Origin of the sequence: Nocardia sp. NPDC050712 (genome assembly GCF_040654295.1) — a bacterium.
In the GTDB taxonomy this organism is placed as follows: Bacteria; Actinomycetota; Actinomycetes; order Mycobacteriales; family Mycobacteriaceae; genus Nocardia.
On sequence record NZ_JBFAHT010000002.1, the window covers coordinates 688,272 to 702,334 of the forward strand.

At 67.9% G+C, this 14,063-nt stretch carries 10 protein-coding genes; 5 read left to right on the plus strand and 5 right to left on the minus strand.

Going from position 1 to position 14,063, the window contains the following annotated elements; translation table 11 throughout:
• Positions 1 to 140: 140 nt before the first annotated feature.
• The 5 genes from AB0H76_RS13670 to AB0H76_RS13690 all read right to left on the minus strand — a co-directional run bounded on the left by AB0H76_RS13670 (position 141) and on the right by AB0H76_RS13690 (position 5,837).
• Entirely contained in the window at positions 141 to 1,505 is a 1,365-nt protein-coding gene (locus tag AB0H76_RS13670) for a DUF1254 domain-containing protein (RefSeq protein WP_357322261.1), read from the minus strand.
• Positions 1,506 to 1,528: 23 nt separating this feature from the next.
• Complete coding sequence (locus tag AB0H76_RS13675; RefSeq protein ID WP_357322263.1) at positions 1,529 to 2,140, minus strand: DUF305 domain-containing protein; 612 nt, start codon at positions 2,138 to 2,140, stop codon at positions 1,529 to 1,531.
• Positions 2,137 to 3,744, minus strand: a complete 1,608-nt coding sequence (locus AB0H76_RS13680) for a hypothetical protein (protein WP_357322266.1) — start codon at positions 3,742 to 3,744, stop codon at positions 2,137 to 2,139. Before AB0H76_RS13680 ends, AB0H76_RS13675 begins: the two co-directional genes overlap by 4 nt.
• A 109-nt stretch (positions 3,745 to 3,853) precedes the next feature.
• Positions 3,854 to 5,068 carry a saccharopine dehydrogenase NADP-binding domain-containing protein gene (locus tag AB0H76_RS13685; protein WP_357322269.1) on the minus strand — a complete coding sequence of 405 codons (1,215 nt, stop codon included), beginning with the start codon at positions 5,066 to 5,068 and terminating at the stop codon, positions 3,854 to 3,856.
• 91 nt (positions 5,069 to 5,159) lie between these two features.
• The gene (locus AB0H76_RS13690) at positions 5,160 to 5,837 is read right to left on the minus strand and encodes a TetR/AcrR family transcriptional regulator (RefSeq protein WP_357322272.1); all 678 of its coding nucleotides are present in this window, start codon (positions 5,835 to 5,837) and stop codon (positions 5,160 to 5,162) included.
• A 111-nt stretch (positions 5,838 to 5,948) separates the two neighbouring features.
• Here AB0H76_RS13690 and AB0H76_RS13695 point away from each other — a divergent pair, with 111 nt between their 5' ends.
• From AB0H76_RS13695 to AB0H76_RS13715, 5 genes are all read left to right on the plus strand, one after another.
• Positions 5,949 to 8,195 (plus strand): MMPL family transporter, encoded by a 2,247-nt coding sequence (locus AB0H76_RS13695; RefSeq protein ID WP_357322274.1) that lies wholly within the window; start codon positions 5,949 to 5,951, stop codon positions 8,193 to 8,195.
• Between the two features lie 218 nt (positions 8,196 to 8,413).
• Entirely contained in the window at positions 8,414 to 9,280 is an 867-nt protein-coding gene (locus AB0H76_RS13700; RefSeq protein ID WP_357322277.1) for a ParB N-terminal domain-containing protein, read from the plus strand.
• 159 nt (positions 9,281 to 9,439) lie between these two features.
• Positions 9,440 to 10,519, plus strand: a complete 1,080-nt coding sequence (locus AB0H76_RS13705; protein WP_357322280.1) for a 3-oxoacyl-[acyl-carrier-protein] synthase III C-terminal domain-containing protein — start codon at positions 9,440 to 9,442, stop codon at positions 10,517 to 10,519.
• 2 nt (positions 10,520 to 10,521) lie between these two features.
• Entirely contained in the window at positions 10,522 to 11,382 is an 861-nt protein-coding gene (locus tag AB0H76_RS13710) for a hypothetical protein (protein WP_357322283.1), read from the plus strand.
• A gap of 19 nt (positions 11,383 to 11,401) precedes the next feature.
• Positions 11,402 to 14,059: an aminotransferase class III-fold pyridoxal phosphate-dependent enzyme gene (locus AB0H76_RS13715; RefSeq protein ID WP_357322286.1), complete on the plus strand. Its 2,658-nt coding sequence runs from the start codon at positions 11,402 to 11,404 to the stop codon at positions 14,057 to 14,059.
• Positions 14,060 to 14,063: the final 4 nt, after the last annotated feature.

Genomic DNA, 14,063 nt, shown 5'->3' on the forward strand with positions numbered 1-14,063 from the left:
CGGCCGCGGCGAGAACGTATCACAGCGGTGATCTTGAAATCGGCACTCCGAAGCGACTTTGAATCTGATCACATGAACTATCGAAAAACGTTGTGACCTGCATTCTCTCGGGTCAACCGACCCAGACAGGCGGGAATCCGTCAGAGCAGCGGAGCCAGCGCCGGCGGTTGCCAGCGCCCGTCCAGCGCCTCCGGTTTCGGCGCGTAAACCCGCATGGTCAGGCTGAACCCGCCCGACGCGGGGGTGGGCAGCCAATTACCCTGGGGCACAGCCGGACCGGGATCCTCGGCCTGTACCGCGAGATCGACCGAACCGTCTGGGTTCGGCACCACGCCGCCCCCGCCGAGGGCGTAGATGCCCGCCGGGTTCGGTACCAGGTAGCTGTCCTCGGTATAGGCGGTGAGCGACCAGAACGCGTCGTTGGGCGGCAACTGGCCTGGTGCGAAGTGCAATCGGTAGCGTTGCAGCGGTCCGGCGGCGAGCGCCTGGGTGTTGAGATAGATGGCGTCGCGGCGCAGATTCGCGCCCAGTCCGACCTGGGCGATGACGGCCCGCGCGAGATAATCGGTGCCGTAGACGCCCACCACCTCGGGGGTGAACCAGCGATTCTGGGCACCGACTAGAACCTGTCCCAGGAGGCCGGCCCTGATCTGCGCCTTTGCCAGTTGCAGCGCCCGATCCAGGACGGCGTCCGGCACGGTGGCGGTGTAGCGACCGGGGGTGATGCCGATTGCCGCGAAGCGCGCGAGCGCGGGCGTGTCGGCGGCCGCGGGCGGGTTGTCTGCCATCACCGCGCACAGCCGCTGGAAGAAGGTGCCGGCGTCCATGGCCGCCACGAGGTCCGGCGGTCGCGGCCCGCCACCCAGCACGGGAATGGTGGTGCCGGGCCCGGCCGAGCCCCAGCCGCTCAGCGGACTCAGCCGCAACTGCTGTTGCAGGTCGTGCACGGCCGCGAGGCCACCCGGTCCCTCGATCTGAATCCGGCCGAGCAGCCAGGCGGTGGCCGTGCGCATCGGGAGTTCGACGACACCGGCGGGCAGGCTGCCGGTCCAGTCCGGCCCAGTGATCGCGTAGGTGTGCGGCGCGGCGCCGAGCGGGGCGCTGCTGCTCGGGTCGTGCTCGCTGTTGGTCCACATGTCGAGCACCTGCATCAGCCAGTACCGGCCGTCGCGCACCGCCGGCACCTGCAACAGCACCGGCTCGGCGCGCAGGTCCAGCCAGGCCTGCGAATACAGGGTGTCCAGGTTGGGCCGCACCACATAGGTGCTGTCCGAGGTCGGCGGGGTCGCGACATTGGCGAGCCGGTTGACCGGCAGTTGCGCGGTGGCCGCCGCCCGGGTGAGGTCCATCAGCACCAGCGGGTAGCCGAAGACGAACGCCTGCACCGCGGCCGCCAGCGGGTCACCGGGGTCGGCGGCCGCGCGCCCGGCGAAGCCGGCACCCGCGGCGGCCGCCGCGCTCAGCGCCAGCAGGGAACGTCGGGACAGGGGCCGCCAGTCGGTCATGCCGCATGATGGCACAGGCGTGATCAACGCAGGGGTTGTGCCCCGCGCTGGGACAGCAGCAGCCCGATCCGGCCCGCCTCCTTGCCCTGATCGGTGAGCATCGACCGGGCCGCCTCTTTCACGGGCCCGGCGGCGATCAGGTTGTCCGCGGCCCGGGCCATGCTGATGCCGCCCTCGTGATGGCGCAGCATCAATTGCAGGAACCGGGTTTCCGCGTCCGGACCGCGCGCCCCGGCCAGGGCGGCCAGCTCGGCGGTCGAGGCCATGCCGGGCATGGCCGAGTCGTGCCCGGCGTGCTCGCCCATCCACCGCATCGGCACCCGGGCCGCCGCCGGCGCGTTGACCAGGCGCAGCCAGCCGAGCATGATGCCGATCTCCACCCGCTGGTTGTCCGCGATCTGGGTGGCCAGCTGCCGGACGGTGGCCTCGGCCCCCGGGTCCAGGCGCCGCACCAGCGACAGGGCTTGCTGATGATGGGCGGTCATGTCCTGTGCGAAGCCGATTTCGGTGTCGCTGAGGGTGATTCCGGCCGGGCCGGCCTGGGCGGCGGTCAGGCGACCGGCGATCACGCCCGCCCCGAGCAGCGCCAGCGCCGTCAGCACGGCCAGAAATGCCCGTGGCGCAGGGCGTTTCACGACTGTCCGATGGTGCCGGCCTGGTCGGCGGGTGGGGTGTAGACGCCGTTGTCCAGTTGCAGGACCAGGAAACCGTTGTCGGCGCAGGTGGTCCACAGCTGGGTGCCGTGCCATTCCGGTGGGGAGAAGCACCAGTCGGTGGACAGATCGCCGAAGGCGGTCAGATCCGCGCGTGGGCCTTGCGCTTCGGCCTCGGTCCAGTCGCCGTCGCGCTTGGCCCGGTCGATGGCGGGCTGGCTCAGCGCGGGTGTGCCGATCACCGAGATCAGGGCGTGCGGGGAGTTGAAAAGATCGGTGTTGCGGGCGGTTTGGGCGGGCGGGTTGAAGTAGGCGATCTCCCGGATATGGAAGGGATCGCGCACGTCGAAGACCCGGACTCCGGAGGAGATCCATCCGCAGGCCAGCGCCGTCGGGTTGGTCGCGCGGTCGGCGGCGCAATAGTGCGCCTCGTAGGCGAAGACCGATCCGCCCATCGAGGAGGCATATCCGCTGTCCAGGTGCTGAGGCAGGTTGATCTCCAGCTTGATGGTGTTGACGACCTGCGGCGCCGTCTCCTCGGTGAGATCGATGAGTTTCACACCGCCGGAGCTGCTTTCGTCGACGGTGAACAGGTACGGCGTGCCGTTGTAGTCGACCGGGACGCTGTGCTGGGTGTTGGTGCCGTCCTGCCAGCTGATCCGGCTGACCTGGTGCACCACGGGATTCGGGTCGTGGCGCTGGACCGCGCTGATGTCGTAGACGGTGACCCCGCCGCCGGTGGACAGGTACAGGCGGTTGCCGTCGCGGCTGATGCCGAACCCGTGCGCGCCCCGGCCGCCGTTGTTGCCCTCCCACACCACGCGCGGTTGCGTCGGGTCGGAGACATCCACGGCATTGAAATTGCCGTTGATCGGGCTGGCGCTCCAGTAGGTGCGCCCGTCGGGGGAGAAGCCGCCCTCGTGCGTGGTGATGCCCAGCGGCATGGCCAGATCCGTGCCGGGGCCGGGGTTGAGCAGCCGCGGGTGCGCGCAGTCGGAGATGTCGTAGATCGACAGGTAGCCGGTGCCGTGCGCGACGGGCACCGCGGTGCCCGCGAGGAGCTTGCGCGCCGTATTGACCTTCAAGCTCTCCCAGGTGCCCGCTCGCATCGCGGGTTCGGCCAGCGTGGCGGTGCGGCGTGGCCGGGCCGGATCGGCGGCATCGATCACCTGCACGCCCGGATCGTCGCTCACCAGCGCGCCGGGGAACAGCGAACCGGTGTAGGAGCAGTGCTCGAAGGTGGTGGAGGTGATGCCGCCGCCCCGGGTGGCATAGCTGCCGACCAGCGACAGGTTGCACCGGTAGCCCTGCTTGCTGCGGCCGTTCTCGCGGTCGGCGGCCGGGACGTCGCCTTGCAGGCCGGTCTCCGGAAGCGAGCCGGGCCCACAGTCGGCCCGGCTCGCCGCGGTGCGGTGGACGGTGCTGAACTCGTGCACGTCGGTCGCCGAATGCGGTGCGGCCCAGAGGCTTCCGCCGGAGGGAAGGCCGAGCAGCGGCAGCGCCACCACGCCGGTGAGGATGATCGACCGCTGCGCCCACCCCGGTCGGGAGCGGCGGGCGTGGGGTGCGGGGTTCGAGAGGAGCATTCAATTGTCCTGTGCTGCTGAGAGTCCTATTCCGCCGAAACGATATGGCATTCGGCGCGAGGGGGATCGGCAAGCGGGAAGAAATCCCGGCGGCAGCGCAGTCGAAGGATCAGTCGGCGGCGGCGAAGAAGGCCGTCAGTAGCGAGGCCTGGAGGGCGGCGGCGTTGTCCTGCGGGCTGCGCCAGGATCGGGTCGTCGCGACCATCGCCGCGGGCGCCGGGTTGCCGATGCAGTGCGGCGCCAGCGCAGTGAAGAAGGCGTCGGGGTCGAGCAGGGTTTCGGGCGTGTGCACGCCCGGTGCGGCTTCCGTGGTCGCCAGCTGCAGCGCCGCGACGGCCAGCGGGACGCCGGTGTTCACGCCCATGGTGCGGCCCGGCACCTGCGCGAGTGCGCTGGCGACCGTGGCTGTTTCGCCCCCGCGAGTGCCGGTGGCCAGCGCGAACAGCGGCGGCAGCGTGCCGGACCCGATCGCGCCCTCGGGCAGCAGTCCCATGCTGCGGTAGGCCAGATGGGCCGCGCGTTCGGGGCCGATCAGCCGGCGGTCCACCGCCAGGCGCAGGGCCCGGCACATCGTGATCAGCAGCCGCCCGCCGGTGATGAGGTTGGTGTTGTTCCGCAGTTCGGGGAACGCGCGGTGCAGCGTGACCGCCTCGGGATGGCCGAAGCTCCAGCCACTTCCGGTGCCGATGCCCGGATACTCGACGGTGACCTCCTCCAGCGCGGGCCGGTCGGTGAGCGCGCCGTCACGGGTGACCTTGATGGCGCCGGTGATCTGGTGAATCGCGTGCAGGTAGGCCGCGTTCGGGCGCTTGGCGCTGGAGCTGCCGGATTCCCGGGCGTCCTCGCCGTTCCAGGCGGTGACCACCGAGTCGACGGTGTCGAGTTCGCGGGCCGCGGTGACCGCGAGCAGATTCGAGACCCCGGGGCTGGCGCCCATCCCCACCAGCGCCACCACCTCGGCGGCCCGGGCGCGCTCGTGCATGTCGAGCATGGCCAGGGTGGGTTCCCAGTCGTCGCAGATGTCGGCGTAGTTGCGCCCGGCCTCGATGGCCGCGGCCAGGATCGGCACGCCGAAGCGGAAGTAGGGCCCGACGGTGTTGAGAACCAGATCGCAGTCCTCGAGCGCGGCGCGCAGCGACCGGCGGTCGGTGATAGCGAGGCCGAGCCCGGACACCTTGTCGCCCAGGCTCTTGGCGACGGTCTCGGCGTTGCCCGCGCGCAGGTCGGTCACCACCAGGTGGTCCACCGCGGGGGAATCGGCGAGCAGCCGCGCGGCGGCCCGTCCCATCTGTCCGGCGCCACCCAGCATCAAGATCTTCGTCATCGCGGAACCTCCCCAGAGTCGAAGTCAAACCTGACAGTGACTATCAGGTTGATTCGACTATACGTCTCCCCGGGAAAATTGCGAGGAACTTTCAGTTTTTGTGATTCGGCCGTTGACCGCGCGGCACCGGGAAGCCGAGCACGGCCTCGGCGCTGCGGGTCAGCGCCTCGATGGCGTAGCCGAGCGCGTCGGCCAGCGGCAGGTCGAAGTCGGTCTGCACCCAATAATCGAGCGCGGCGTCGAAACCCCAGGCCAGCATCGCGGCGAGCAGACGGATCTGCAGGTCGTCGGAGTCGCGGCCGATGCGCGCGCCGACCACCTGGCGCAGCACGTCCTCGAGTTGGCGGGTCTCGCGGGCGAGTCCGTCGCGCACGTCGGGTTCGCTGGCCACGTAGCGCATGCGCCGCCGGATGCGGTCCTCGTCGGTGCTCAGTTCGCGGACCAGCGCCGGCATCGAGGCCCGGATCTCGCCGACGAATTCCTCCGGCGTGACCACGGTGTCGCTGTTCTGGCTGAGCAGCTCGATGAGCTGGGGGTCGTACTCGTCCCAGAGGATCAGGGCCTCTTTGGTGCCGAAGTAGCGGTAGATGGAACTGGGGGAGACGTGCGAGGCGGTGGCCACCTGTTCGACGGTGACCGCGCGGAAGCCGTGCTCGTCGAAAAGGTCGAGCGCGGCGCGCTGGATTTCGCGCATGGCCTGCAGTTTCTTGCGCTCCCACACCGAGGTGCCGCGCGCGGGCGTGGAAGCGTTCGACGCTGAACGAGACATCCGTCGAGCGTACAACCGGTGGAACAAATCGGAAAGTGACTTGCAGGATGGCGCGAAAGGCTCATAGACTCTCGGATATCTGAGAGTCACTTCCAGGTTGGAGGCGGGGCCATGACACAAGTGGAAACCAGACCCGAACGGGTCGAGCCGCGGCCGGAGCGCCCCGGCGCGGGCCACCGGTGGGGCATGTTCATCGCCTCGCACTGGCGGCTGACGCTGGCGGTGTGGGCGCTGTTGCTCGCGGCCTGCGCGGTTTCCGTCCCGGCCCTCGAGCACCGCTTGAGCGCTCCGGAATTCGGTGTCGACGCGGCCGAATCGGCCGAGGCGCGCAAGATCCTGGCGCGGCACTTTCCCGCGATCGGCGCCGAGCAGGACGTCGTCGTCTTCGACTCTCGTGACCGTACGGTCGACACGGCCGAGTTTCAAGACAAGGTAAAGACCGTGCTGACCGAAATCCGTGGCATCAACGGGGTTTCGGAGATCATCGGGCCCTTCGACGGCCTGCCCGCGAAGCTGGTCTCCGAGGACAACCGCACCGCGATCGCGATCGTCGGCGTCAAGGGCTCGGCGGACAAACGTTCCGAACTCGCGAAAGAGCTGTCGCGCAAGGCCGTCCAGCACGGCTCCGGACCGATCTGGGTGGGCGTGTCCGGGCACACGCCCATGCAGAACGACCAGGTGCGGGTCGGCGTGGACGACACCACCAAGGCCGAACTGATCGGGATGCCCGTGGCGCTGGTGCTGCTCATCCTGTCGATGGGCGCGCTGGTGGCCGCGTCGGTCCCGGTCGGGGTGGCGCTGGCGGGTATCGCGGGCGCTTACGGCCTGATCTATCTATTGTCCAACGTCATGCACTTCGACACGCTGGTGCTGGCGGTGGCGACCATGATCGGCACCGGCGTGGGTATCGACTACTCGATGTTCCTGGTCAGCCGGTTCCGGGAAGAGCTGGCGCACAACACGATCGGTGACATCGGTCAGCGCACCAGACAGGCTGTCGCGGTGACCATGGAGACGACCGGCCGCAATATTCTGGCCTCCGGCCTGATCGTCATGATCTCGCTGGGCGCGCTGTTCGTGGTGCGGGTGCCGATCTTCCGCGCTATCGCCGGCGGCGTGGCCGCGGCGGTGACGGCGGCGCTGCTGGTCTCGCTCACGCTGCTGCCCGCGGTCCTGGCCGGGCTCGGTCCGCGCATCAACTCTGGCGCGCTGCCCGCGAAATTCCTGCCGCCGGATGCGAGCTCGAAGCACTCGGCCGGGATGTGGGAGCGCTGGGCGAAGCTGGTGATGCGCCGTCCGTGGGTGTTCGCGACGGCGGCGATCGCGTTGCTGCTGCTCTCCGCCGCCCCGCTGGCCGGGGTCAAGTTCGGACTCGACGCCGGGGTGGCGGCGCTCTCGGATCAGCCCTCGGGCCGGGCCGCGAAGGTGATCGAGCAGAAGTTCGCCTCCGGCCTGCTGGCGCCGGTGCAGATCGTGGCCACCGGTCCGGTCGAGGGCGCGCTGACCGTGCGGCAAGCCGAGCGCTTCGATGCTTTCGCCGCCGGACTGGAAGGGGACAAACGGATTTCGTCGGTGCTGCCGGAAGCCTCGGATAGTGGGCGGCGGGTGGCGACGGTGATCCTGAAGGTGCCCTTCGATTCGCCGGAGGCGACGGCGCTGGTCAAAACCCTGCGCGCGGACGCCAAGGGGGTGAGCGCGAACGGCGGGCCGAACCTGCGCGTCGGCGGGGAAACCGCGGAGTACGTGGACTTCTCCCGGGAGATCGGCGTCAAGTCGCCCTGGGTGTTCGGGTTGGTCCTGGCCAGTTCGTTCGTCTTCCTGGTCGTCGTGTTCCGGAGCATCCTGCTGCCGGTCGAGGCGATCGTGATGAACCTGATCGCCATCGCGGCGGCGATGGGCATCACGGTCGCGGTATTCCAATGGGGGCTCGGCGAAGCGCTGTTCGACTTCCAGAGCCGGGGGTTCGTCCAGGTATTCCTGCCGACGGTGGTGTTCGCCGTGCTGTTCGGGCTCTCGATGGACTACGAGGTGTTTCTGATCGGCCGCATCAAGGAAATCTTCGATATCGACGGCGACAACAAACGCGCGGTGGCCGCCGGTCTGGCGCATACCGCGCGGCCGATTACCACGGCGGCCGCCATCATGGTCGTGGTGTTCGGCAGCTTTGTCACCGCGCACATGCTCGAGGACAAGCAGATCGGTTTCGCGCTCGCGGTGGCGGTCGCCATCGACGCGGTCATCGTCCGCCTGATGCTGGTGCCGGCGCTGATGCAGATATTCGGGCGGTGGAACTGGTGGTTCCCGAAAATTAAGCCGAAGACCATCTCGGTGAACGTCCGGGAAAGTACAACTGTCTGAGACCCCGGCACGTACCATTCGGTCCTATAAACAATTCGGCCGTCCCGGAATTAGGGGCGGCCGAATTGTTGTCTGAAAGTTACAGGCATGCAATACTTTTCGCGTCGGCTGGTCCCGAACAGGCGGTTCGGCACACCGGGGTGTCGTCCAGGAATATCGGCGATAGATGGCCCGAGTGTGTGACGGACTATTGGTTCTACAGTGTTTCGGGGTTTCGTATGAACGGACAGGCTACGGCTCGCGTTACGCACGGCAACGATGCCTCCGACCGGCTCGCCCGGGTCGGAGTTTCGCGGAATGTAGTAGACATTCCCATCGCCGCGCTCGCCCGCGGTGAATTCCTGCGGGTGCGCGAGGTGAATATCGCGCACGCGCAGGTGCTCGCACAAGTCGAATCGCCGCTACCGCCGATTCTGGTGCACCGCAGCACCATGCAGGTGATCGATGGCCTGCACCGGCTGCACGCCGCGAAATCGAACGGGCGGCAGACCATTCGGGTCAGATTTTTCGAGGGCAGCGCGGAGGAGGCATTCGTTTTGGCGGTCGAGGCCAATTCCGAACACGGTCTGCCGCTCACCCTGAAGGATCGCAAGGCGGCCGCACTGCGTCTGATGGTGATGTACCCGCTGTGGTCGGACCGCCGGGTCGCGGCGGTCGCCGGGCTGGACCACAAGACCGTCGGCGCCATCCGCCGGCGAGCAGGTGGGGAAATTCCCCAGACCTCGCGCCGGCTCGGCCGGGACGGGCGGGTGCGCCGGCTGCGGGCACCCCTTGCGCCGCCCGCGCCGGCGCGGACCAGTGAAAACCCGGTCGCCACCATGCGTTCGGTGCCCTCGATGATGGACAGCCTGCGCCGGGACCCGTCCCTGCGCCTGTCCGAAACCGGGCGTCAGCTCTTGCGCTGGCTCGACGCCGCGCCGCGCACGCCATCCGAGTCGGCGGAGCTGGCCGAGCAGCTGCCCGAGCACTGCCTCAACCTCATTCTCGAACTGGCACAGCAGAACGCGGAGACCTGGCGCCGGTTCGCGGCGCGCGTCGGTGATCGGCTCGACGAGCAGTCGCTGACCATCGCTAGCAATTCCTGAACAAAATATCCAGCACTTCGATCGGCCATTCTTGTGAATGGCCGATCGACTGCTTTATTGACCCGGGACCGGCCGATATCGAAAAATGAACCACAGAGGCAACGATTGGCCTCGCGGGAAATCTGAGCCACCTCCAGTACTCGAAACGGAGCTGATCCGATGCGTTCGGAAAGTGAAACTCACAGCAGGATCGAGTCGATCGGGACCTATCTACCGGAAAAGTCGGTCAGCACGGACGATCTGCTCGCGCGAATCGATACCGGGCGATTGAGCGCCGGTAAATTGCCGCCGCTCGAAGAGTTGACCGGTGTCGGCGCGCGCCGGGTGCACGACGACTCCGAAGAAAATTACGAAGACTCTCTCACCCTCGCTACCAAAGCGATTCAGGACTGCCTGGCCCGCTCGCAATACTCGGTGGGCGAGGTCGATGTCATTATTTCGGTGTCGATCACACGCACGGTCGGCCCGGAGCGCTACGCCTTCGAACCCTCGTTCGCCGCGCTGCTGGCCGAAAAGATCGGCGCCGAGCAGGCGATCGCTTTCGATATCTGCAATGCCTGCGCGGGCATGGTCACCGGCATCATGGTGCTGGATCGGATGATCCGGGCCGGCGTCGCCCGCACCGGGATCGTGGTCAGCGGTGAGCAGATCACGCCGATCGCCGAGACCGCGGTCCGGGAAATCACGGAAAAATACGATCCGCAATTCGCGTCGCTGTCGGTCGGCGATTCCGGCGCCTGTGTACTGCTGGATCGCGCCACCGACGAAGCCGACATCATCGAATACGTCGATCTCATGACCTCGGCGTCCTACGCGGAATTCTGCATCGGCGGCCCGAGCCGCTACAGCCAGGGTCTGGCGATGTATACCGACAACAAATCGATGCACACCGAAGAACGCTATTTGCAGGGCATCACCTGGTATCTGGATTACCTGCGCGAGCGGGGCACCGATATCGACGGTGAGAAACTCGATTTCATCATTCACCATCAGTTCAGCGCCCGGGCCCTGGACTACATCAACGCACTGCTGGAACGCGAGTCCGGCCGCCCGGCGCCGGAAAGCCTGACGGTGCTCGAGCGGTACGGCAACACCGCCTCCACGTCGCATTTCGTCGCCCTGCACGACCATTTGAAGCGCGGCACCATCGCGCCCGGGTCGAAGGTCCTCATCGTGCCGTCCGCCTCCGGAATGGTGTACGGCCACATGTCCGTTCGTGTCTCCGCACTGAAGGCTTGATCATGCGTGTATCCATTATTTCCTCGGTCACTGTCGGCGCCTCGGCGGGCGCGGGTTCAGTGGAACGTTCCGCGCTGGCCGTCCGGGAGGTGCTGGATCGGTCCGGCACCGACAACGGTGCGGTGGGGCTGCTGCTGAACACCGGCATCCACCGCGACGACAACATCGTCGAGCCGGCCATCGCCGCGCTCATCCAGAAGAAGGCCGGCATCAATCTCCAGTACCACGGGCAGCGGTCCCCGGCGCTGTCCTTCGACATCATGAACGGTCCGTGCGGATTCCTGGACGCGGTGCAGGTTGCCGCCGTGATGGGGCCGCGCAAGGCCGTCATCGTCTCGGGCGAGGGCCATCCGTCCCGGCTCGAGCACCCGGACTTCCCCTACCTGACCAGCGCCGCGGCGGTCCTGCTCGGCCCCAGCCCGGACGAGACCGGCTTCGGCCCGGTCTACCGGGCCCGCACCACCGCGCCGGCCGAGCCGGTGGCCTACCTGCCGCTGACCACGATGGGATCGGAGGGCTGCCGCTTCATCGGACTGGACCAGCCCGACGAGGCGGCGCGCGAGCGCGGACTCGATATCGCGACCGAGGTCGTGCTGCGCTGCCTGGAACAGGAGGGCCTGGACCCCGCCGATTGCGTCCTGCTGGCCGGGGAACCCCGTGCCGGATTCGCGAAAACCGTTGCCGCCGCAGCCGGTATCGACGAGGTGCACACCCCGGACACCCCCGCCGACCCGCACAGCGCGGCACTGCCGTTCGCCTACCGCGCCTGGCTGGACGCCGAGCCGCGCGGCCGCGCCCGCCACGCCCTCTTTCTCGCCGCCGACGGCCACTTCGTCGCGGCCTGCGCGCCCTACGGGCTCTGAAATCTCTGGAGGAACAGACATGAACGCGAAATCCACCTCCCCGCTCACCACCCCGGGCCTGGCCGCCGTAGAAGCCGGCCGGCTGCTGTGGTGGACCGGTTTGTACGGCGCCCGTTACGTATTGAGCGGTGCCGGCCGCCGGGACGACAACCAGCAGGCCGCGGCCCGGCTGCTGCGCGGCTACCTGCTGCGCATGGGCCCGCTCTATGTGAAGGCCGGCCAGGTGCTGGGCACCCAGACCGGCCTGCTGTCCAAGGACGCCACCGACGAGTTCCGGGACTTCTTCTCCGGTCTGGCGCCGATGAGCCGCGCGGATCTCGCCGACACCCTGCGCGAGGAGTTGCGCGCACCGGTCGGGGAGCTCTTCGCCGAATTCGATTGGCAGCCGGTCGCGGTCGGCTCGGTCGCCCAGGTGCACAAGGCGCGCCTGGTGACGGGGGAGGAGGTCGCCCTCAAGGTCGTCAAACGCGGTGTGCCCGAACGTCTGAAGGCCAGCGCCGCGGTGCTGAGCGGGCTGCTCGGTGCGGCGCACGCGCTGGTGCCCGCGGTCCGGAAGCTGGACGGCCCGGCGCTTTTCGCCGAGTTGCGGCCCTTCGTCACCGGCCAGTGCGATATGCGCGCCGAGGCCAAGCGGCAGCTGGCGGTGCGGGAGAACTTCACCTCGCACCCGTTCCTGCGGGTGCCGCGCGTCTACGAGGAGTACTCCACCGACCGGGTGCTGGTGATGGAGTTCATGGCGGGGGTCTCGGGCGAGCACGTCGAGCAGCTCGGCGACGAACGCCGCCCCGAACTGGCCCGGCGCTTGCAGGACGCGTTCGACACCATGGCCTACTTCCACGGGCTGTTCCACGTCGACCCGCATCCGGGCAACATCATGTTCCGGGCCAACGGCGAGATCATCATGATCGACTTCGGCCTGGTCGGTGAGCTGAACGAGGAGGACAAGTGGGGGCTGGCGTCGTTCTACTTCGCTTGCACCCGCCAGGAATGGAGCTTCGCGGTCACCCGGTTCACCAACACCTTCGTCTCCGATCGGGGAACGCTGGACGCGCACTGGGCCGTCTACGCCCGCGACCTCGAGGGCATCCTGGAGCACCATTTCTCCGCGCAGACCGACCGCTGGTCGACCATGTCGTTCTTCGACGACGCCTCGAACCTGCTCAGCCGCTACGGCGCCCGGCCCACCACCCGGTTCACGCTGCTGTCGCTGGCCTTCCTCACCGGCGAGGGCTTCATCACCGTGGTCGACCCGGAGATCGACATCTGGGCCAACGCGCGCCGCTTCAACGACAAGTACTCCCCGTACATGAACGACGAACTACAGGCCGAGTTCGACGAGAAGATCGGGTCGATGAGCCCGAAATCCATGGCGGCCAAGAACAATCCGGAACGCGCGCTCATCGCGCCGACGCACCTGGACCGCTATGTGATGCCGAGCCAGTTCCCGATGATCATCGAGGAGGCCAAGGGCTCCAAGATCCGCGATATCGACGGCAACGAATACATCGACCTCTCGTGCGGTTACGGCCCGCACATCCTCGGATACGCGCCGGAGGTGGCGGTCGAGGCGATCCAGCAGGCCGCCGCCAAGGGTGGCGTGAACGCGATGGGCAATCAGTCCGAGCTGCAACTCGCGGAGGTCATCGCCGACGCCTTCGATCCGCTGAGCAATGTGGTGCTGTGCAATTCGGGCACCGAGGCGGTCCAGGTGGCGCTGCGCATCGCGCGGGCGCACACCCGCCGGGACCGGGTCGCCAAGTTCGAGGGCCACTACCACGGGTTCTCCGATCAGGGCACGGTCAGTTCCTGGTTCGTCTTCAGCGGCGGCAAATACGATCCGGCGCCGATCAATTCGGCCGGCGGGCAGAAGGCGGTCACCGAGGGGACGGTGCTGTTGCAGTACGGGCACCCGTCGGCCTTCGAGACGATCGCCCGGCACGCACACGAATTGGCGGCGGTCATCGTCGAGCCGATGCCCGGCGCGACGCTGAGCTACGACACCGCCTTCCTCACCCAGCTCCGCGAAACCTGCACTCGGCACGGCATCGTGCTGATCTTCGACGAGGTGGTCACCGGGTTCCGCGTGCACTTCGGCGGCGCGCAGCATCTGGCCGGCGTGCAGCCGGATCTCACCGCCCTCGGCAAGATCATCGGCGGCGGCCTGCCCTGCGGCGCGGTCGCGGGCCGGCCCGAGTTCATGGAAACCGGTCGCACCACCGGTGATCCGTTCCGCGACGTGGACGAGCGCGCCTTCGTCGGCGGCACCATGTCCGGCAACTCGATCACCACCGCGGCCGGGCACGCGGTGCTGGAATACCTGGGCGCGCACCAGGAGATCTACACCGACCTGGACAACAACACCCGCCGCCTGATCGGCGACATGAAGTCCGCCGCCGACGAACTCGGCATCGCGTGCAAGGTCAAGGGCTCGCACTCGATGTTCAACATCGCCTTCGACTACGCGTCGCCGAAACTGGTGCGCGACAAGATCGCCGGCACGAACATCAAGGCCAGTCTGGCGCTGTGCTACTACATGCGCCAGTACGGCATCTACTTCCCCGAGCTGCACGGCATGTTCCTCAACGCCGCGCACAGCACCGCCGATCTCGACCACATCGCCGACGCCTTCGCCAAGTGCATCGGCGAGATGGAAGAGCACGGACTGTTTCTCGCGTGAAGGA